Source organism: Constantimarinum furrinae (assembly GCF_014295415.1).
GTDB lineage: Bacteria > Bacteroidota > Bacteroidia > Flavobacteriales > Flavobacteriaceae > Constantimarinum > Constantimarinum furrinae.
Genome location: NZ_CP052909.1, coordinates 869,173 through 890,175, shown reverse-complemented (window position 1 = coordinate 890,175; position 21,003 = coordinate 869,173). Strand labels below are relative to the sequence as shown.

Below are 21,003 nucleotides of genomic sequence, written 5' to 3'. Positions count from 1 at the left end.
TGGTTGCTAAAAGAACGTTTATATTTGTAACCTCTATGATTCTTAGAATGAAGCGATATTTTGGGTACACTGGGCTCTTTCTCCTTTTAGGACTCCTTCTTATATGCTGCAATAATATTACAGGGGAAGAAGATCTCCAAGAAATAGAAGCTATGGATCTTAACGCAAGATATGGGGATAGGGATTTCAATGTTCCTGTACTATCTCCTAGAGCTCAGGAAGCCGTGGCGAAATGGTCTCCGTTCGAAGATTTTGAGATTGAAGTACGGGGCTTGAATCATAATACTATTCCGGACTTACGTAATAAAACCGAACGCCTTCAGGTGCATACCGATTCTCTGGCAAAGAAGATACCTAATGATCTATTCAGCAATCCTATCTATTCCAGACTTATAGTTGTTAGTTCCAGAGTTCATTTATTGCATCAGGCAGTACGAAAGGATAGGGCCGATTCCCTTCAAATACAGAATTATTTAACGGAATTTAATAATGCCGCTAAAAATTTGTTCCTTCAGATCAATGAGAAATTTCAAAAGGATGAGATCGATGAGCAGCGGAAGGATGACGAACAAAAGGAACTCGAAAAACAAAAGCGATTTATAGATTCGGTGTACCGCGCCGAACTCAGGGATAAAAACAACTGAAAACTGTAACGAAACATCATATAATAGTACCAATTACACAATAACTCTTTCAGAAAAAAAACAATTAAACAACTTCAAAATGAAAACCAATATTATTAGATCAACCTTTGGTATAGCAGTGCTGGCCGTTTTGGCAGGTGCCTGTGAGGACAAAAAGGACACTATGGCTGAAGCCGATAATGAACCACGCGGGATCATTCTCGCAAATATGGATACTACCGTTAGTCCTAAAACCGATTTTTACAACTACGTCAACGGAAACTGGATGAAAAATACCGAAATTCCCGATGATCAAGTGCGATGGGGTGGCTTTGGGGTACTCCGTAAATCTACCGATGCCGATGTGCTCGAAATTCTGGATAAGGCCATGAAGAGCGATAAATATGCTCCGGAAACCGATCAGGCGAAGGCAATCATGATCTTCGAATCTGAACTGGACACTGTTGCCAGAAATGAAGCCGGCATCACTCCGTTGCAACCGGCGTTAGACAAAATTGCCGGAATCAAGACGTTGGCTGACCTTCAACAGGTAATGACAACAAATGCTGCCGAGATCGGGCAACCGTTCATTGGTATCGCAGCGTTTTCAAATCCCAGCAACAGTGCTATGAATTCGGCCTATATCACTACGGGTCAGTTGGGCTTGCCGGATAGAGATTATTACATAAAGAAAGATGCGAAATCGGTGGAGATTCGTCAGCAATATGTAGATCACATCACCCGAATGCTTCAGTTTATTGGAGATAGCGAAGCATCTGCACGTAAACAGGCAAACGACATTCTGGCTTTCGAAACACGTTTGGCAACACCACAACTTGATAAGGTTGCGATGCGTGACTTCAGAAATTTTAACAATCCGCGTTCCATGGATGATCTTCAGAAAATGGTTCCTGCCTTTCAGTGGAAACAGGCATTTAAAGATCTTGGGGTGACCAAAAAAGTGGATACCGTTTTGGTAATGCAGTTGGATTATATGAAGACACTTCAGAATATTTTTGCTGAAGGCAATATAGAACTTTGGAAAACAGCCATGCGTTGGGCGACGTTGAATTCTGCAGCCGGATCACTCTCTACAGAGATAGAAAAGGCAAACTGGGATTTCTACAGCAAAACGCTTAACGGAGCAAAAAAACAAAAACCTGCAGATGAAAGAGCCTTGGCCACGGTAAACGGAAGTGTAGGAGAAGCCTTGGGAAAATTATATGTGGATGAAATGTTCCCTCCTGAAGCAAAGGCAAAGGCCGAAAAAATGATCGACAATATTATCGCCGCCTATAAAGAACGCATCAATGCTCTGGATTGGATGAGCGACAGTACAAAAGTAAAAGCCAATGAAAAGCTTGATAAATTTACTGTTAAGATTGGCTATCCAGATAAATGGAAGGATTATTCCAGTATGGATGTAAAACCGGGGAATACCTATTACGACAATATGGTTGCTGTTGCCGAATGGCAGCTTAAAGATAATTTGAGAAGAATTGACGAACCGGTAGACCGTACCGAATGGGGAATGTCCCCACAAACAGTGAACGCCTATTTCAATCCGTTTAACAACGAGATCGTTTTCCCTGCAGCCATATTACAACCACCTTTTTATGACTACAAAGCAGACGAAGCCGTAAATTATGGAGGAATAGGAGCGGTAATTGGCCATGAGATCTCGCATGCTTTCGATGATAGTGGTTCGCGTTTTGATGCCAATGGAAATTTAGTAAACTGGTGGACCGAGTCAGATCTGGAAAACTTTACGGCCCGGGGTGATAAACTGGCCGAACAATACAGTAACATTGAAGTTCTCGATAGCGTGTATATCAATGGAAAATTCACATTGGGTGAAAATATTGGGGATCTCGGCGGATTGCTTGGGGCCTATGATGGCTTAATGCGTTTTTACAAAGAGAACGGACGGCCGGAACCTATCGACGGATTTACTCCCGAGCAGCGCTTCTTTATGAGTTGGGCTACGGTTTGGAGAACCAAACAACGCGACGAGTATACGCGTACTCAGGTTCAAACCGATCCGCATTCTCCCGGAATGTACCGAGCTACTCAACCCCTATTAAATATCGATGCTTTTTACGAAGCCTTCGATATTAAAGAAGGTGATGCCATGTACCTGGCACCCGAGGAACGGGTAAAGATCTGGTAGGAGTAACTAAATAAAATGATGGAAAATCCCTTGCTACTGTTACAGTGTCGAGGGATTTTTTATATGGAACGTCGAAATGTATAGTTCAGGATTTCTTTCAGGCTTTCTGAATCGACCTGTTTATGAGATTGGTCGTTCTTATCTTCTGAAAACTGGGGCGGACTTACATGTAGTTCCTTCGCTTTCTGAAGATAGTATTCCTGCTTTAAAGGATGATGCGGATGAACGGCATTGAATACATATCCGAAGGCATCCTGTGCAATGATTTCTGAAAGAATAGCGATACAATCTTCCCTGTGGATGAGGTTTACGGGTGCTGTTCCGTTATTCAAGTCGCTTCTCCCCGCCAGATAACGCACCGGTTGTCTGGACCCGCCTATTAAACCTCCAAAACGCACAATGCTACAGCTAAATTGTTCCGAAGAAAAAAACATGTTCTCAACAGTTAATATCTGCTTCCCTGCTTCCGTATCGGGTTCAGGCTTAATGGCTTCAGTCACCCTTCCTTGATAATCTCCATAAACCGAAGTACTGCTAACGAAAACGACCTTGGAAACACTCGATTGTTGAATTTGCTTTAAAAAATGGGACATTTTTAAAACATAGTTGGCACCGGTGTTCTTCCGTAACCCCGGTGGGATCATTACTATCAAAAAATCGGAATTCTTGAAAAGAGGATTTGGGTCTCCGTCAATTCCACATTCTGAAAGTAATAGCGGGTAGGCGTCTATTCCATTAGCTTGAAGTTTTGTAGCTTTTTGCAGACTAGTGACCGATCCCTTTACGCTATATCTCTTTTGCATTAAATGTCGGGCCAGAGGAGTTCCCAACCATCCCAAGCCGGTAATTACAATGGTTTTATTCATTCGTCTCAGGTGTTTCTGTAATTAGACGATCCCTGTCAATTAAATTGAATTCATCAACAGTAAAGCTTCGTTTTACCACAATAGCATCGGTATTCACAAAGGGTTTAGGCATCATCCATTTTGCTCTTTTGTTGATGGTAAATTGTGGGTGGTCTAAAAGGTCGTAAGAATATTCCATGGTTGTAAACGTTACCGGTGATTGTTGGGCTGTGGTATAGTCGATCTTCAATGAATCTGAATCACTTAGACTGTATCCCAACAAATACCTGCTACCTCGCTTTCCACCTGCCTGGCCTAAACTGTCTTTTTCTAATGCGATGCCGTTAACCTTAAAAGAGGTGAACACAGTTAACGTGTCTGTATAAAGGATAAGCTGATTGAGCTTTCGCTTCGGAACAAGTGAAAAGGAAACAGTGCGTTTCGAATCAATGAGGGTGTCAGTGTAAAGCAGTACATCAAATGAGTGTATTTCCTTAGACGGTGCTTCCTTAGCAAAGGAATAACCGGTATTATACTTACTTCCGGCGACATTTGTGATATAAGTAGATGCTACTTCGGGGTCTTCACCCAAATATCCGCGAGTCCAGTCGTCGAGTAGGAGATCATAAGTGAGCCAGTAGGCTTTTCCCAGATCCATATCCTCATAATACACCAGACTGTTTGGTTTTTGACGATCTTCAGAAAAATCACTTTTAAAATGCGATAGAAGAAAGAATAGAATGGCTAAAAGCAGACTGCCTGCTGACAGGAAATTCTTCCAGCGATAATACCCGAATACCGGAAGTACTAAACCAAAGGTCAAAACGGTAAAAACACAGGTCAACACCAGCATTTTAAGTCCGAGACCTACCGGAAAGAACTGGATCAGAGGGGCAAATAAGAGTATAGCAGGAATTGTAAAAAGTGTTAACAATAACAGGCTTGGTTTTTCCTGTCGTATCATCACCACCATTGACAGGAGGGCAAAGAAAACCGGGATGATAAAATATGCGGCTCCCTTCAGATATAGAAATACTACTACGTTGATCAATATCCAAAAGAAGAGCGGGGCAACCATAAAGCTTGCCACCGAGGTTGAAGATTTAAATTTTTTATAGGTTCGGAATGAGATCGCCAGCGACAGAAATACAAAGAATGCGATATACAAATGACCATTATACGTGAATCCATGCTGAATTTCCCCGTAGTGTGGATACAGCCAAAGCAGTAATTTCCAACCGAAGAAACCGGTAAGACCACACACGACCAACGGTATTAGGAATGCCAGAAAACCTCTGCCTATCGTGCGGCCCTGAAGCCTTCCCTTAAAAATGCCCCAAATAACAATCGCGATAAACAAAACAATGGCCAGTAATAACATCCAAAGGATCCAGCTAAACGGGTAACTTATCATTTTTACAACAGGAAAATTTACATACACCAGATCTTCATTAGATTTAAGGTTAGAAAGGTTCGCTTCGGCAAAATAATGCAATAGTGGAAGCAGATAACTTCCCTGATGTTGAAGGGTATTTCTGTCTAAGTTTTCAAAATTATCGTTGGCCGTATGGTAATCGAAATGATCGTCGATAAAAGCAAAAAAGTAGCCGTCTATGTCACCATCCTCTCTTAACACCGTAGAATCGGTATCGTTAGGAAGCATTTTATAAATACTGTACATTAAAGAGGAAGCCAACGGATACTCAGGATCAGCCTCAATAAATGCCTGGATGAGGTTGGCATTCCCTTGATTAGTTTCCAGGATCATATTGCTGGGGCCTCCACTTCCCCGGGCTTCAAAATTCAGGGCAAGACGCACATCTTTTGCCCAGGGATGTTCGTTTACGAACAAGTCGGCGCCATCCAGACCCAGTTCTTCCGAATCTGTAAACACCACAACAATATCATTCTTAGGGGTCTTACCGCTGGCGAGATAGGCACGCAGACCTTCCAGGATGGTTACTACTCCGCTTCCGGCATCGCTTGCACCAAAAGAGGGAACTTTGGCACTGTCGTAATGTGATAAGACCATCAAGGCATTTCCGGACTCACTGCCCTGAAGCCTGGCAACAACATTTCTCGGTTTTACGATAGAGCGGTACTGCTGATCCAAAACCCAGTTGGATTGTACTTCCACCTCCAAACCCAGATCCTGTAATTGTGTTATAAGGAAATTCCTTACTTTTTCGTGCTCTTCAGAACCCAGGTAGTGAGGTTTTTTGGTAATTTCTTTTAGCGGGATAAGCGCTCTTTCGGCAGAGAAGGATTCGGCCGAAGCAGAATCCGGTACTGCTTCCGAAGGCATTAACGAATAAAAACTATAGAAACAAAGCCCAATAATTAGGAGCAGGGAAAGAATGGCGGTACTATTTCTCATTGGAAGGTTTTGAAGAATTAAAAGTACGATTTTACCAATTAAAAGTGGTGAATGGGTTGAAGGTAAGGGAAATCTATAAAATTGATTATCTTAGAACAGCTTAAAAACCGACATTATGGGAATCAAAAGTTTTATGGGTAGGCGTGCCAAGCCTACAAAAGGGAGTAGTGAAAATATTAAGGTTTCAGACTATATGAGTAAGAATCTCACAACCTTCAGAGCAGATCAATCGGTTTTGGAAGTAATGGAAACCCTCATTAAAAAGAAAATTTCAGGAGGGCCTGTGGTAAATGATAAATATGAATTGGTGGGGATCATTTCAGAAGGAGATTGTATGAAACAGATAAGTGAAAGTAGGTATTACAATCAGCCGATGGAAGACATTAAAGTGGAGCAACATATGGCTAAAAATGTGGAAACCATAGACGGTAATATGAATGTTTTTGATGCGGCCAATAAATTCCTGACCTCCAAACACAGACGATTCCCCATCGTGGAACACGGAAAACTTGTAGGACAGATAAGTCAGAAGGATGTTTTGATCGCTGCATTAAAGCTTAAGGGGCAGACCTGGAAATAAGTAATTTGCACCTACGAAAGTAAAACAATATCTTTTTTCACCAGCAGATAGTAGTCGTTGTCCAGCGGCAAATACCCCTGATCGTATAAATAATAGTAGATGGTACCCGCTTTGGTGGTATAAATACCCGTAAAATATTCGAAGTTAAACCCTCTTTGAGACAAGCTCATTTTTGTGACTTTGGTTTTGTTGTTCGAATTTAAGGCTTCCAGTATCCTGTAGTTCTTCCGAAGCCGGTTGTTGATATTACGCAGCAACTTCTTATGATCTTTATTCAATGCATTATTAAAGGCGTTTCGACAGGAATCGCAGCAAAATTTTTTATCGGCGCGACCTATAAGCCTGTTTCCGCATTCGGGACATGTTTTATCCATGACTAACACTGTTTTAAAACGAGAAAACCCTCAACCCGCAAATGGGGAGAGGGTTTTCATTATATGGGAGTTAGTCTGCAGAAGTTTTGTCTTCTGTTTTTGATATGTTGAACCGGTAGATTGCTTCAAATTTTAAGAAGAAGCCGCCACTTATATCGGGATTAAGTTGAGTTCGGTCGTCTCCAAAACTAAAGGCTGAAAGACCTAGATCGATCTTAGAACCTTGTTCATAAACTTCGTAATTATTACTGGAATATCCAAATTTTGCACGCAATAATACGCTCTTTTGAAGGGCATTGAACTGTAAATAACTTGCAAATTCCAAAGAGCTTAGGTCGACGTAAACCGGCGCTGCACCGTCTTCGGTGATATTGAAACTTCTTCCAATTCCGTAGTAATCGAGACCAATCGTGGTAATTCCCAGGCAATAATTTATATCGGCCGCAATAGGCAACGACATATCCATTTCAAAACGCCCGTTATCACTTAGATAATACCAGCCAATGATGGGTGTGGTAAATATTCCAAAGGCTTCGGAAGTTCCATACAGACCAAAACGGTAGATAAGATTTTCCTTTTTCTTCAGTTTTAATAAAGCAAATCCACCAATATAAAAATCATCACCTGATATATTTTTATAATCGGACGCTATTTTTGGCAACAGTACAATAGTGCTGCTCCATTTGTTGTTGTAAGTTGATGCGAGCCCTAATTTTAAAGTGGTGCTGTACAGGCTGGTAAAGTCAAAAGCAGGCGAAAGTTCGAGATTGTTTCGGCTAAAAGCGACTCCGGTAATAAGGGCGTGGCGCTCATTGAGAACCACAGGAAAAGTGAGGTCGGCTTCCAGGGATTTTACATAGGTACTTCCGGGAGCGTCCACAAATTCATTATTAATGGTTTGTCCATAGCCTAGTTTAAAGAGATCTACATAGTTTTGTGACTGGCAAAACAACGGAAAAAGAATAAAAAGAAGTAGCTGTTTTTTCAAATGTCCGGGTTCAATTGGTTTTTATAAATATAAACTTTTATTCCGATTTTCCCTTTGCAAGAAATATAGACAGTGAATTCAAATTTTAAAATTGAACCCACGGGCTTTTTATACAAAATTCCGTAAATTCGCAGCCTTATTAAAAGGCATTGCTTTATGAGCACAAAGTTTAAAGAATACAAGGGCTTAGACCTCCCCAAACTTGGCGAAGAGGTACTCGATTTCTGGAAAAGTGAAAACATTTTCGAGGAGAGTATTTCCATTCGGGAAGGTGCAGAGCCATTTGTGTTTTTTGAAGGCCCACCATCTGCTAACGGTTTGCCGGGAATTCATCATGTGATGGCCCGGGCCATTAAAGATATTTTTTGCAGATATAAAACCCAAAAGGGTTATAAAGTAGATCGTAAAGCCGGATGGGACACTCACGGATTACCCATCGAATTGGGAGTTGAAAAGGAGCTGGGGATCACAAAGGAGGATATCGGTAAAAAGATCTCTGTGGAGGCCTATAATGAGGCCTGCCGAAAAGCAGTGATGCGCTATACCGATGTCTGGAATAAAGTAACCGAACGTTACGGCTATTGGGTGGATATGGAAGACCCTTATATCACCTACAAGCCTAAATATATGGAGACCGTTTGGTGGATCCTGAAACAGATCTACGATAAGGGGCTGCTGTATAAAGGATATACCATCCAACCGTATTCTCCAAAAGCGGGAACGGGTTTAAGTTCTCATGAACTTAATCAGCCGGGGACCTATCAGGATGTGACCGATACCACCGTTGTGGCTCAATTTAAGGCTGCTGCCGATACCTTGCCCGATCTTTTGGCCGAGCATTCTAACAATATCTGGTTTCTTGCCTGGACCACAACACCATGGACTCTGCCCAGTAACACGGCATTGGCGGTGGGACCAAAAATCGATTACGTATTGGTGAAAACCTTTAATCAGTATACTTTTCAGCCTGTACATGTGGTATTGGCAAAGAATCTGGTGTCCTCTCTGTTCGGAAAAAAATTCGAGGAAAAGGAAAACCCGGACACCCTTGATAACTATAAACAAGGTGATAGCCTTATCCCGTATTGCATCCTTGAAGAGTTTACAGGGAAGAAACTTGCTGGAATCCGGTATGAACAATTATTACCGTATACCCAGCCTCATGATACTCCCGAAAATGCGTTTAGAGTGATCTTAGGAGATTTCGTAACAACCGAAGACGGTACAGGGATCGTACATATTGCACCCACTTTTGGTGCAGATGATGCCAAAGTTGCCAAGGAGGCGGTTCCTGAAGTTCCACCTATGTTGGTAAAGGATGAAAACGGAAATTTGGTTCCTCTGGTCGATCTACAAGGGAAATTTAGACCGGAAATGGGTGAATTTGCCGGGAAATATGTTAAAAATGAATATTACAAAGATGATGAAGCTCCTGAGAAGAGCGTGGATGTGGAGCTCGCCATTAAATTAAAAACTGAGAACAAGGCCTTTAAGGTTGAAAAATATACCCACAGTTATCCGAACTGCTGGCGAACCGATAAGCCTATTTTGTACTATCCACTGGATTCATGGTTCATTAAAGTAACCGAGTTCAGGGATCGCATGTTCCAGCTGAATGAAACCATCAATTGGAAGCCCAAAGCAACAGGAGAAGGACGATTTGGAAACTGGCTGGCAAATGCAAATGACTGGAATCTAAGCCGATCGCGGTATTGGGGTATTCCATTGCCATTGTGGCGTACCGAGGACGGTAAGGAAGAAAAATGTATTGGCAGCGTAGAAGAGCTCAAGAGTGAAATGCAAAAATCGGTTTCGGCCGGTTTAATGAACAAGGATATCTTTGAAAGCTTTAAAAACGGAGATCTTTCCGAAGAGAACTACGCCAATGTAGATCTCCATAAAAACATTGTAGATGGCATCGTTTTGGTTTCTGAAGGCGGAAAACCTATGAAGCGTGAAGCCGATCTTATAGATGTATGGTTCGATAGTGGAAGCATGCCTTATGCACAGTGGCACTATCCTTTTGAAAATAAGGAAAAGGTTGAAAATACATGGCGTAAAGCCGATTTTATTGCCGAAGGTGTAGACCAGACACGGGGATGGTTCTATACCCTTCACGCCATCGCAACCATGCTTTTTGATGATGTTGCTTATAAAAATGTTGTTTCCAACGGACTGGTTTTGGATAAGAACGGACAAAAGATGTCTAAACGTTTAGGGAATGCCACAGATCCTTTTGAAACCCTTGAAACCTATGGGCCCGATGCTACACGTTGGTACATGATAAGCAATGCCAATCCCTGGGATAACCTCAAATTTGATGTGGAAGGGATTGCTGAAGTCCGTAATAAATTCTTCGGAACGCTTTACAATACCTATAGTTTCTTCAGTTTATATGCGAATCTGGATAATTTCGATTATTCCGAAGCAGACATACCATTAGAAAAGAGACCGGAGATCGACCGTTGGATACTTTCAGAACTACATACCTTAATAGCAAAAGTTGATGAAGCCTATTCAGACTATGAACCTACCAAAGCGGCAAGGGTCATTTCAGAATTTGTGCAGGAAAACCTCAGTAACTGGTATGTACGTCTAAGCAGAAGGCGATTCTGGAAAGGAAGTTACGGCGAAGATAAAATTTCGGCCTACCAAACCTTATACCGATGTCTTGTAACCGTGTCGCAACTGGGAGCTCCTATAGCGCCTTTCTTTATGGACCGGCTGTATAAAGACCTTACGAGCGCCACCCAGGATGGAGGTGCGAAATCGGTACACTTAAGTGATTTCCCAATAGCGGATAATAGGTTTGTAAACACTGTGTTGGAGCGAAAAATGCAGAAGGCGCAAACAATATCTTCCTTGGTATTATCGTTACGACAACGCGAGAAGATTAAAGTACGGCAGCCCCTTCAGAAAATAATGATACCGGTATTAGATAAATCTCAGCGAGAAGAGATTCTGGCGGTATCCGATCTTATAAAGTCTGAAGTAAACGTAAAGGAGATCGAACTGATCGATGAAGGATCGGGTATCCTGGTGAAACAAATAAAACCCGATTTTAAAAAATTAGGACCCCGTTTCGGAAAGGACATGAAAGCTGTGGCACAGGCGATTAACGCTTTTACTGCCAATGAAATTTCAGAATTGGAAAAAGAAGGGGAAATAAACATTTTGGTTAGCGAAAAAAATGTTAAATTGAACCTTGATGACGTCGTCATAAGCTCTCAGGATATAGAGGGGTGGCTCGTTGCAAACAGTGACGGAATTACCGTCGCATTGGATGTTACCATCACCGATGATCTTAAAAACGAAGGGATAGCGCGGGAGTTGGTAAATCGCATTCAGAACATTAGAAAGGACTCAGGTTTTGAAGTTACAGACAGGGTTGAGGTTACCATTCAAAAAGAAGCTCAACTGGAAGATGCGGTAGCTCAGAATATAGCGTATATTAAACAAGAAACTTTAACGGAAGTCTTGCAGTTTGAAGAAGACCTAAGCAATGGTACAGAAATTTCTTTTGACGATATTGCAACCCGTTTACATATCAAAAAACATTAATTATCATGGCAGAAGAAGTAAAAAGCAGATACAGCGATAAAGAACTCGAAGAGTTTAAAGTGCTTATTCAGGAAAAAATAGATAAGGCAAAAGAGCAACTCGAACTTATAAAGAGTGCCTATAAGAACGATAGTAACAACGGAACAGACGATACGTCGCCTACATTCAAGGCCTTCGATGAAGGAAGTGAAGTGATGAGTAAGGAAACTTCCTCTCAATTGGCGATACGGCAGGAAAAATTTATTCGGGATCTAAAGAATGCGCTTATTCGAATCGAGAATAAAACCTACGGAATTTGCCGTGTAACCGGGAAATTGATCAATCCCGAACGCCTTAAACTGGTGCCACATGCCACGCTTAGTATTGAAGCTAAAAATATGCAGAAGTAAGTTGCAGATCACTTTTAATTTGAAACCGATATTTTAAAAAATTGCCCTGGCCTTTAATCGGGGCTTTTTTTATGCTGAAAAGATTAGTCGCCATAGCAATAATGTTACCGTGTCTTGCAGGTTTTGGCCAAAAACTGAGTACTAAGGAATTCGATGCCGAAGCAATTCACAGGGTCGAAATTGAAGCCGATAACGTTTTTAAAGTGACAGTTGAATCCTCAAAGTCGAAGAAAATATCGCTTGTTACCGCTATTGAAGGGGAAACGTTTGAAAATATTTTAGTTACATCGGTAAACACTTACGGAGTACTGAAAATTGGCACGGCTTTTACGCCATTCTACGTACCTCGAAACGATAAGCTCACGGCACATAAAGTTATTTCGGCGGAAATGACCCTAACGGTGCCGGAAGGTATAACGGTGGTTGTAGAATCCAATTTAGCGACCGTCTATGGTTCGGGAAACTTTCAACGATTTGATGTTAGCCTTGCATCCGGAAGTTGTTTTCTATCAGATTTTACAGGAAATGCGAAGTTACACACCAAACAGGGAACTATTTTGGTTAGCGCCGGTAATGGGGTTAGCGGGAAAGCGATTTCCCGGTATGGAATGGCGATAAATGAACTGCCAAAACGTAAAAAGTACCTTATTGAAGCCGAAAGTTTATATGGTACGGTGAAACTGCTTAGAACCCAATAAATTTTCTATTTTTGCCAACTCATATCATTGCGTTCAACTGCGTTGATGGTCCGTCCTTAAAATAAGTAATATGTCAATAAAAAAGGCAGCAATAATCATTGTAATTATTCTTCTCATAGATCAGATTTCCAAGATCTATATTAAGACAAATTTTATATTGGGTGAAGAAGTTGATGTGTTTAGCTGGTTTAAAATTCACTTTGTGGAAAATGAAGGTATGGCATGGGGGGCAAAGATCCCCGGAGAATACGGAAAACTTATTTTAACCCTATTTCGATTAGTGGCTATTGTAGGTATAGGGTACTGGTTATGGACCTCTGTTAAGAACAATGCACCTCGAATTCTAATTATTTCCATTGCCATGATATTTGCCGGAGCTTTTGGAAATATTATCGATTCGGTCTTTTATGGCCTTATCTTTAACGACAGTACGCAGCAAGTGGCAACATTCTTCCCTCCAGAAGGAGGTTACGGAACACTGTTTCATGGAAAAGTAGTCGATATGTTGTCCTTTCCGTTGTACGGCGGTATTCTTCCCGATTGGGTGCCTTTTCTTGGCGGTACTTACTTTTCGTTCTTCGATCCTGTATTTAATATTGCCGATTCGTCAATAAGCATAGGGGTGATCTTGCTACTTATCTTTAATAAGAAGGCATTTCCAAAAAAGGAGGAAGAAGAAACAGCTTAAAATTTGATCGTAAAGGTCGTACCTTGATTAACGGTACTTTTAACGGTGATATTCCCCTGAAGTGCTTCTATCTGATTCTTTATAAGAAAAAGTCCTACGCCAACTGAATCCTTTACGTCGTGAAAGGTCTGATAGATGTTGAATAACCTGTTGCCGTGTTTTTCCAGATCAATACCTGAACCGTTGTCCCGCACCATTAAATAGGTTTCGTCGTTTTCTTTATAAGTATAGATCTCGATCACCGGATTTCGTTCCTCATGCCTAAACTTGATGGCATTGGTGATTAGATTAAATAGAATACTCTCCAAATAGTTTGGGATATATTCAATCTCTGTAACTTCACTAAAATCTGAATAGATCTCGGTGCCACTCTCCAGCAGCAGCAGGCTAATGTCGTCCTTTACTTTGCGAAGCGTATTGTCCAGACTAACGATTTCTGTAGTTTCTTTTGCCATCGATTGTATGGAAACCAGCTCGGAGATATGCCCCACAGTTGCGTTTATATTTTCTGAAATATGATAGAGACTCGTCTTTAATTCGTGCGCCTCCAGTTCACTTTCGGAAGATCTGAGAAGCTCCAGGGTTAGCTGAAGATTGCTCGCATGGGATCGTAGACTGTGAGAAACGATCTTCGCGAAATTGTTAAGCTTTGAGTGCTGCGATTCTATTGTTTTAAAACTCTTTAGTAAATTCAGTTCTTTTGTTTTTTCTGAATGAATATCCTGAAAAACACCCTGAATCCCTATTACGTTTTCATCTTCATCGTATACCGGCTTCCCAACGGCTTTTGCCCAGAATTCTTTTCCGGTATAGGTGCGCATCTTTATGGTTGTTGAAAACGCGATACCTCGACAACAATTATGAAACAATTCTTCGGCTTTATCTCTGTGGTCTTGAGCATAAAATTGCAATGACGCTTTTAACGATGGTTGAAAATTTAGCGGGGTTTGTAGAATTCGTCTTGCTTCAGGGTCTATAAAGCTTAGTTTTTCGGCGAAATTTACGCTAAATCCGCCCGCCGCTGTCAACTTGGCCACTTCTTTGTAATAGAAATCACTAAACACCCGTGTTTCAGGCTGTTTAGGGGGCTTATCTTGTAAGAATATTTTACTTCTCTTTTGAGCTAAAAAGTTCATTTACATGTTAGTTGACGACCGAAATATACAAAAAAACTTTACATGTAGGATAATTCTTTCAAAAAGTAGCGTAAATATTTTGTGCTTACCAGGGATAGAAAGATAGATTCCGAAGGATCCAAAAAATTACTACAAGTCCGAAATATATGTAAATAAACAGATTACTGTAAAACAGCCAGGCGGTGAGTTTTCGTTCTGAAAAATAATTCCAAAGGTGAATACCCAAACCATAGAAAATTAAGGGAAGTGAGAGAATCAGTAAAGGATTTAAATGAAAGGCGGCTACAATATTCCCGTGTAGCAACTGATGTATTGCCCGCTGTGATCCACAACCGGGACAATCATAGCCTGTTATTAGCTTAAACGGACAAGGAAGAAAAAATGAATGATCGGCCGGGTTGAATAGAAAATAAAATACAAAACCGCCCCCTAGAATAAGCAGTAAGAGGGCAGGTTTTATGTATTTATTAGTACCCGGCAAAAAGTCCACCTGCTACGCCAAGAGCCATTAAGATGAAATAAATGATCCAGACAGAAGCTCCGGCAATAATACCCCATACTGCCCATTTCTTGGCATCATCGGCATGTTTTTGAGCCTCGACATGGTTTCCTTGTGCCCATAATTCCTTCACTTTTGTGGACTTTATGATCGACACGATACCTAACGGCAAACAGCATAAAACGGTGCAAATTATGGCCCAGACAAGGTTGTTGTCGGGCGGTTTGTTTATCGGGGTGTTGATTGGGTTGTTAGTTGTTTCCATGAGTATATTTAATTGATTAATACTATTTTATAAATTAAATATAGAATCTTTTTTTCAGAATTTATATGTTCGATGCGGTGTAACACAAAAATTTAGCGGAATATCTATGAATTCATGGAGGATGGAAGCCTCCGGTTCGAAGAAGGACAGCCCGATAAACACTGCTTCCGGATCGCATTGTGCTAAAAACCGGTCGTAAAACCCCTTTCCGTATCCAACCCTGTTGCCTTTTACATCATAGGCCAATAACGGAACAAATACGATTTCAATTTGCCCGGGAAGTACTTCGATCCCCGATTCGGGCTCGGGAATACCGTAATTTGAAATTTTTAAAGCGGTATGTTCCTGTAATAGTATGTGGGTCATTTCACCCGATTCAAAATTTGTTTTAGGAATGATCACACTTTTATCCTTCCCTTGTAGAATATGCAGGATGTATTCGGTATTCACCTCTTTTTTCCCAGTTATTGGGAGGAAAATATGATAATAGGTTTTTTCCCAAATGTCCATTTCCAGTAGCTTGTTGGCTATTTCAAGGCTCAGTACTTCAATTTTTTCAAAGGAAAGCTTTTCACGTAGCTTCCTGTATTTCGTCCGAAGAATTTCCTTTTCCATTTAATGTTCTGATGTATCTTCCGGGTTGGTGGTAGAATCCACGGTAGAAATATGAAAAATCGCATCTCCCTGGTGTACTATGGGTGCTTGATTCACATTAATAATGTACCCGTCGTTGGGGGATAACACCTTAAATCTCATAGTGCCGAAAGGGTCGGTAATGGTCGCTAAAAATTCTCCTTTTACCACAAATTTATTACAGTCTATCTTGTTGTGCAGAAGACCGCTTTTTTGTGCACGGATCCACTTGCTTTTTTCAATGATCACTGTATTTGTTTTAACTTCCGATGATTTAAATGTATCTCGAAGCATTTCTAAAGAATTAAGTACCCGCATTACACCGTCCACCCCGTTTTTCACGATATGTTTGTTGCTGTCTAACGATTTACCTCCTTCAAACAACAAGGTTGGAATTCCCATTTTTTGACAGGTGGATCGGTAAGACTTTTCAATATTGGGCGAATAAACGGTGAAAGGAGCATTGAAGATCCTTGCAAGTTTTAGTAACTCCTCATCATCGGGTCTAATTCTAACCTGTGGCGCATTGAATCTACTGGCGCCTCCGGTGTGAAAATCCATACAATAATCGGCATGAGGCAGAATTTCTTTGGTAAAATGCCAGGCAACTCTACTCGCCAGTGAACCTGTTTTAGTTCCGGGAAAGACCCGGTTGAGATCACGACCATCCGGAAAAGCTCTATCCGCATTCAGAAAGCCGAAAATATTAAGGATGGGAATACAGATCACAGTTCCGGATTTTGGCTTATTGATCTTTTTTGCGATAACCTGTCTAACGATCTCCACCCCGTTAATTTCATCACCGTGTATGCCCGCTGTTAACAGCACCGTAGGGCCGGGCTTTGATGCACGTTCAATGATTACCGGAATATCAACCTCTGTGGAGGTATAAAGTTTGGCTATATTGAAATTAATGGTCTTGCGCTCGCCCGGACCTATTTTTTCATTTAAAATTTCAAGTATATCCGTTTCCATTTATTCTACGTTCCGTTCTATATATTTTATGATGGTTTCGGCTATGTCTTTTCCGGTTGCGGCTTCAATACCTTCAAGACCCGGTGAAGAATTCACTTCCAGAATTAAGGGACCCCGGTCACTTTGTAACATATCGACCCCAGCAATGCCAAGGCCCATGGCTTTTGCTGCCTTTATGGCCGCAATTTCTTCGGCATCGCTCAACTGGATCACAGTGGCATTTCCACCCCGATGAAGGTTTGAGCGAAACTCACCTTCGGCTCCCTGTCGTTTCATGGCACCCACAACATGACCGTCGACAACAAAAGCACGAATGTCGGCACCACCGGCTTCCTTAATAAACTCCTGAACAATAACCCTGGCCTGTAGATTATTAAAGGCTTCGATTACCGATTCTGCTGCCTTTTTGGTTTCGGCGAGAATCACACCAATGCCCTGAGTCCCTTCCAGCAGTTTTATGATCACAGGAGCACCTCCTACCTGTTCCACAATTTCCTTTACGTTCTTAGAGTAATTTGTGAAAATAGTTTTAGGTAAACCCAATCCCGCTCGTGAAAGTATCTGAAGACTTCTCAGTTTATCCCTGGATCTTACCAAAGCCATAGATTCGGTAGTCGAAAAGACACGCATCATTTCGAACTGCCGCACCACTGCGGTACCGTAAAATGTAACTGAAGCACCAATTCTCGGGATCACAGCATCGGTGTTTTCGATTTTTTTTCCCTTATAGTAAATACACGGATTCTTTTTTTCGATAACAATATCGCATTTGGTGTGGTCGATGATCTCTACCGTATGCTTTCTTTTTTTTCCGGCTTCAACAAGTCGTTGCGTGGAGTATAGACCAGGGCTTGCCGATAATATCTTAATGTTCATTTTTACGTTTTAGTTTGTGCGACAGATTGGTTTTATTGATATCGACAAAAAATCGCTTTGTTAAAAATTTCCTGCCTAATAAAACAGGATAACGCATCTCTTCACGATCGCTTAGGGTAAGGAAAATAGGATATCTTTTCCCGAACAATTCAATTTCTGTCAGAATTCTGTATCGCGCCTGAGAAGCTCCATTGCTGCTTCGCACTACTTTCACGTCGTATTCGTCAAAAATAATTTCCCTCTCATGGTATTCGGGATGATCTTCATCCAGAAAGTTACATTTTAAATAATTGTCCTCTACGGTAACATTCTTACAATGAATGGTTGAAGTGTATGCGCCTGTATCAATTTTTACATCCACATCGTATAAATCCAGTAAAGGGAAATCTGCTTTGTCTACTCTTCCGATCTTTCTTTTCAAAAGTAATTTATTTTGATACCTGCAAGATAAAAAATGCCATCTGAACAATTCCTAAAAACGGGGTTATTCTATATCAAATAGGCGGAAATTAACGTTTATTGCGCTCAATAAAACCTATAATACTTTTTGAAATATTCTTGCCCGTGGTGGTTTCTATGCCCTCCAGACCCGGAGTTGAATTTACTTCAAGAACCATTGGTCCCCTGTCTGATTGTAAGAGATCAACACCGCAAACTCCCAACCGAAGCGCTTTTGCAGCACGTATTGCCAGACGTTCCTCCTCATAACTCAACTTAATTACTTCAGACGTTCCTCCCCGGTGAAGGTTAGACCGGAACTCCCCGATCTTACACTGCCGCTTCATCGATGCCACCGCAACACCATCCACAACGATCACCCGTATATCGGCACCTTTGGATTCGGCAATAAACTCCTGAATTACAAATCGAATATTAGTCGATTTTAATGTCTCAATTGTCGATAAGGCCGATTGGTAGGTTTCGGCCAGGATCACCCCATGACCATGAGTGCCCTGAAGCATTTTTAATATTACAGGTTTATTTTCGAACATTTCCAGTACGGCTTCAGAATCCAGCGCATTTCCCAACACGGTTTTCGGAACAGCAATTTGTGCCGCTGATAGTATCTGAAAACTGGTCCATTTATTCCGGGATTGCAAGATCGCTTCCGAAGAAACCGCACAAAAAACACCCATAGATTCAAAATGACGAACCAACGACGTGCCAAAATAAGTATTTGATGCACCTATTCTGGGAATCACAGCATGCAGATCGTTAAGGGGTTCGTTACAATAATAAAGGGTAGGCTTCCCGTCTTCAACCGCAAGCGTACATAAGGCAGGATCGATAACTTCAATATCGTGATTCCTCACTTTACCCGCTTTCAGCAGACTTTGAGTCGAATAGAGATTCTCTCCACGGGATAATATGGCGATGTTCATTCCTTAAAATTACTACTGCAATGTAATGAAAAACTTAAGTGGTCTAAATGTTAAAATAGAATTAACCCGGAATCAACAAATTTTAAAACCGGATTTAATGCATAACGAAAAACATCAATTATCTTTGAAAATATGCCAGAAACTTCGGTCACATTACAAATCGCTACACTTCCCAATGATCCCGGGGTATACCAATATTATGACAAGGAGGATACGTTGTTGTATGTTGGAAAGGCCAAGAATATCAAAAAAAGAGTTTCTTCTTATTTCACCAAACAACAGGATAATGCCCGTACCCGCCTGTTGGTTAAAAAAATAAAAAAGATCAGGCATATCGTGGTGGCCAGCGAAACCGATGCATTATTGCTGGAGAATAATCTTATAAAAAAATATCAGCCGAGATACAATGTCATGCTAAAGGACGATAAGACGTATCCGTGGATCTGTATCAAGAATGAACGATTTCCCAGAGTGTTTTCCACCCGAAGGCTGATCAAGGACGGTTCTGAATATTTCGGACCGTATACCAGCATGAAAACGGTACACACCCTGCTAGAACTTATAAAAGGATTATACCCGCTTCGTACCTGTAACTACGATCTTTCGGAAGAAAAGATTCGAGCCGGAAAATACAAGCTATGTCTGGAATATCACCTCGGAAACTGTGCCGGACCCTGTGAAGGATTTTTTTCCGAAGAAGCCTATCAGGAAAACATAGAGGCAATCCGAAATATACTAAAAGGAAATTTTAAGGATTCCCTGGGTCGTTTCAAAAAACAGATGAAGGTCCTCGCTAAAGACCTAATGTTTGAAGATGCCCAACGCGTAAAGGAAAAAATTGATGTGCTGGAGAATTATCAGTCAAAATCGACTATTGTAAATCCGAAGATCAATAATGTTGATGTATTTTCTATCGTTTCGGACGAAAGTTATGCCTATGTGAATTACCTTCAGATATCGTATGGTTCCATCATACGTTCACATACTCTGGAAATTAGAAAGAAACTGGACGAAACCGACAAAGAGTTGCTGGAACTTGCGGTAGTGGAGTTGAGACAACGGTTTCAGTCCATCTGCAAGGAGATTTATGTGCCCTTTCCTATCGATACAGAAGCAGGCTTAAAAGTACATATTCCGAAGGCAGGCGATAAGAAACAGATTCTGGATCTCTCTGTAAGGAACGCCAAGTATTTCAGAATGGAACGCTTTAAGCAAGCAAAGATCGTCGACCCCAACAGGCATGAAAACCGGATCATGGCGCAGATGAAAAAGGACCTTAGACTTTCGGTAGAACCAAGACATATAGAGTGTTTCGATAATAGTAACATACAGGGAACACATCCGGTGGCGGCCTGTGTAGTATTTAAAAACGGGAAACCGAGTAAGAAAGATTATCGTAAATTCAATATCAAGACCGTAGCAGGACCCGATGATTATGCTTCTATGGAAGAAGTGGTTTACCGACGCTATAAAAGATTAAAGGAAGAGGAGCAACCATTGCCCCAATTGATCATCATAGACGGAGGAAAGGGTCAGTTATCATCGGCTTTAAAAAGTCTTGAGCGGCTCGATTTAAGAGGAAAGATAGCCATTATCGGGATCGCCAAACGGCTTGAAGAACTTTTTTATCCAGACGATCCCATTCCGTTGTATCTTGATAAAAAATCGGAGACTTTAAAGATCATTCAGCAATTGCGTAATGAAGCTCATAGGTTTGGAATTACCTTTCATCGCGACAAACGCAGTAAAGACGCTTTAAATACGGCCCTGGAAACCATACCCGGGATAGGAGAAAAAACAGTTGTAGCGCTCTTAAAGCACTTTAAGAGTACAAAGCGCATCACACAGGCCAGTTTTGAAGAGCTCGCCAAAATAGTGGGTTCGAGTCGCGCCAAGAAAATTAAGTTGCACTTTCAGGCAACCGAAGATACATAAAAGAGAGGT

At 41.3% G+C, this 21,003-nt stretch carries 20 protein-coding genes; 8 read left to right on the top strand and 12 right to left on the bottom strand.

Translation table 11 applies throughout. The annotated features are described in order from the left end of the window. Positions 1-47 precede the first annotated feature (47 nt). Complete coding sequence (locus tag ALE3EI_RS04090; RefSeq protein WP_186991105.1) at positions 48-644, top strand: hypothetical protein; 597 nt, start codon at positions 48-50, stop codon at positions 642-644. Positions 645-723: 79 nt separating this feature from the next. Further along, positions 724-2,793: a M13 family metallopeptidase gene (locus tag ALE3EI_RS04085; RefSeq protein WP_186991103.1), complete on the top strand. Its 2,070-nt coding sequence runs from the start codon at positions 724-726 to the stop codon at positions 2,791-2,793. A gap of 59 nt (positions 2,794-2,852) precedes the next feature. Here ALE3EI_RS04085 and ALE3EI_RS04080 read toward each other — a convergent pair whose 3' ends face one another. Both ALE3EI_RS04080 and ALE3EI_RS04075 read right to left on the bottom strand, forming a co-directional pair. Continuing rightward, positions 2,853-3,659: a Rossmann-fold NAD(P)-binding domain-containing protein gene (locus ALE3EI_RS04080; protein WP_186991101.1), complete on the bottom strand. Its 807-nt coding sequence runs from the start codon at positions 3,657-3,659 to the stop codon at positions 2,853-2,855. Continuing rightward, positions 3,652-6,015: a M28 family peptidase gene (locus ALE3EI_RS04075; protein WP_186991099.1), complete on the bottom strand. Its 2,364-nt coding sequence runs from the start codon at positions 6,013-6,015 to the stop codon at positions 3,652-3,654. The genes ALE3EI_RS04080 and ALE3EI_RS04075 overlap by 8 nt, the downstream gene beginning before the upstream one ends. A 115-nt stretch (positions 6,016-6,130) precedes the next feature. On the opposite strand from ALE3EI_RS04075, the gene ALE3EI_RS04070 reads away from it, so the two are divergent. After that, a complete protein-coding gene (locus ALE3EI_RS04070) occupies positions 6,131-6,595 on the top strand; it encodes a CBS domain-containing protein (protein WP_186991097.1) in 465 nt (154 codons plus the stop codon). Positions 6,596-6,606: 11 nt separating this feature from the next. On the opposite strand, the gene ALE3EI_RS04065 is transcribed toward ALE3EI_RS04070, so the two are convergent. Together ALE3EI_RS04065 and ALE3EI_RS04060 are read right to left on the bottom strand one after the other, a co-directional pair. Continuing rightward, the gene (locus tag ALE3EI_RS04065; RefSeq protein ID WP_186991095.1) at positions 6,607-6,969 is read right to left on the bottom strand and encodes a hypothetical protein; all 363 of its coding nucleotides are present in this window, start codon (positions 6,967-6,969) and stop codon (positions 6,607-6,609) included. Positions 6,970-7,039: 70 nt separating this feature from the next. Beyond that, complete coding sequence (locus tag ALE3EI_RS04060) at positions 7,040-7,957, bottom strand: DUF6268 family outer membrane beta-barrel protein (protein ID WP_186991093.1); 918 nt, start codon at positions 7,955-7,957, stop codon at positions 7,040-7,042. A 156-nt stretch (positions 7,958-8,113) separates the two neighbouring features. Between ALE3EI_RS04060 and ileS the strand changes: the two genes are divergently transcribed. The 4 genes from ileS to ALE3EI_RS04040 all read left to right on the top strand — a co-directional run bounded on the left by ileS (position 8,114) and on the right by ALE3EI_RS04040 (position 13,293). Further along, a complete protein-coding gene (ileS, locus tag ALE3EI_RS04055; protein WP_186991091.1) occupies positions 8,114-11,518 on the top strand; it encodes an isoleucine--tRNA ligase in 3,405 nt (1,134 codons plus the stop codon). A 5-nt stretch (positions 11,519-11,523) separates the two neighbouring features. Beyond that, positions 11,524-11,907 (top strand): TraR/DksA family transcriptional regulator, encoded by a 384-nt coding sequence (locus tag ALE3EI_RS04050; RefSeq protein ID WP_186991089.1) that lies wholly within the window; start codon positions 11,524-11,526, stop codon positions 11,905-11,907. A gap of 71 nt (positions 11,908-11,978) precedes the next feature. Then, the gene (locus ALE3EI_RS04045; RefSeq protein ID WP_186991087.1) at positions 11,979-12,605 is read left to right on the top strand and encodes a hypothetical protein; all 627 of its coding nucleotides are present in this window, start codon (positions 11,979-11,981) and stop codon (positions 12,603-12,605) included. A 70-nt stretch (positions 12,606-12,675) separates the two neighbouring features. Beyond that, positions 12,676-13,293 (top strand): lipoprotein signal peptidase, encoded by a 618-nt coding sequence (locus ALE3EI_RS04040; protein ID WP_186991085.1) that lies wholly within the window; start codon positions 12,676-12,678, stop codon positions 13,291-13,293. Here ALE3EI_RS04040 and ALE3EI_RS04035 read toward each other — a convergent pair. The 8 genes from ALE3EI_RS04035 to ALE3EI_RS04000 all read right to left on the bottom strand — a co-directional run bounded on the left by ALE3EI_RS04035 (position 13,290) and on the right by ALE3EI_RS04000 (position 19,059). Next, on the bottom strand, positions 13,290-14,429 hold the full coding sequence (locus ALE3EI_RS04035) for a sensor histidine kinase (RefSeq protein ID WP_186991083.1): 1,140 nt from the start codon (positions 14,427-14,429) through the stop codon (positions 13,290-13,292). The two genes, ALE3EI_RS04040 and ALE3EI_RS04035, sit on opposite strands and share 4 nt — an antisense overlap. Positions 14,430-14,514: 85 nt before the next feature. Next, positions 14,515-14,919 carry a DUF2752 domain-containing protein gene (locus tag ALE3EI_RS04030; protein WP_186991081.1) on the bottom strand — a complete coding sequence of 135 codons (405 nt, stop codon included), beginning with the start codon at positions 14,917-14,919 and terminating at the stop codon, positions 14,515-14,517. Further along, positions 14,897-15,193, bottom strand: coding sequence for a CD225/dispanin family protein (locus ALE3EI_RS04025; protein ID WP_186991079.1), 297 nt, complete (start codon positions 15,191-15,193; stop codon positions 14,897-14,899). The genes ALE3EI_RS04030 and ALE3EI_RS04025 overlap by 23 nt, the downstream gene beginning before the upstream one ends. A gap of 54 nt (positions 15,194-15,247) precedes the next feature. Then, positions 15,248-15,808 (bottom strand): 5-formyltetrahydrofolate cyclo-ligase, encoded by a 561-nt coding sequence (locus ALE3EI_RS04020; RefSeq protein ID WP_186991077.1) that lies wholly within the window; start codon positions 15,806-15,808, stop codon positions 15,248-15,250. After that, entirely contained in the window at positions 15,809-16,801 is a 993-nt protein-coding gene (locus tag ALE3EI_RS04015; RefSeq protein ID WP_186991075.1) for a succinylglutamate desuccinylase/aspartoacylase family protein, read from the bottom strand. Next, entirely contained in the window at positions 16,802-17,677 is an 876-nt protein-coding gene (gene rimK / locus ALE3EI_RS04010; RefSeq protein ID WP_186991073.1) for a 30S ribosomal protein S6--L-glutamate ligase, read from the bottom strand. Next, positions 17,667-18,098 carry an ATP-dependent zinc protease family protein gene (locus ALE3EI_RS04005; RefSeq protein WP_186991071.1) on the bottom strand — a complete coding sequence of 144 codons (432 nt, stop codon included), beginning with the start codon at positions 18,096-18,098 and terminating at the stop codon, positions 17,667-17,669. The genes rimK and ALE3EI_RS04005 overlap by 11 nt, the downstream gene beginning before the upstream one ends. Positions 18,099-18,186: 88 nt before the next feature. Then, positions 18,187-19,059, bottom strand: a complete 873-nt coding sequence (locus tag ALE3EI_RS04000; RefSeq protein WP_186991069.1) for an ATP-grasp domain-containing protein — start codon at positions 19,057-19,059, stop codon at positions 18,187-18,189. Between the two features lie 132 nt (positions 19,060-19,191). On the opposite strand from ALE3EI_RS04000, the gene uvrC reads away from it, so the two are divergent. Continuing rightward, the gene (uvrC, locus tag ALE3EI_RS03995; RefSeq protein WP_186991067.1) at positions 19,192-20,994 is read left to right on the top strand and encodes an excinuclease ABC subunit UvrC; all 1,803 of its coding nucleotides are present in this window, start codon (positions 19,192-19,194) and stop codon (positions 20,992-20,994) included. Positions 20,995-21,003: the final 9 nt, after the last annotated feature.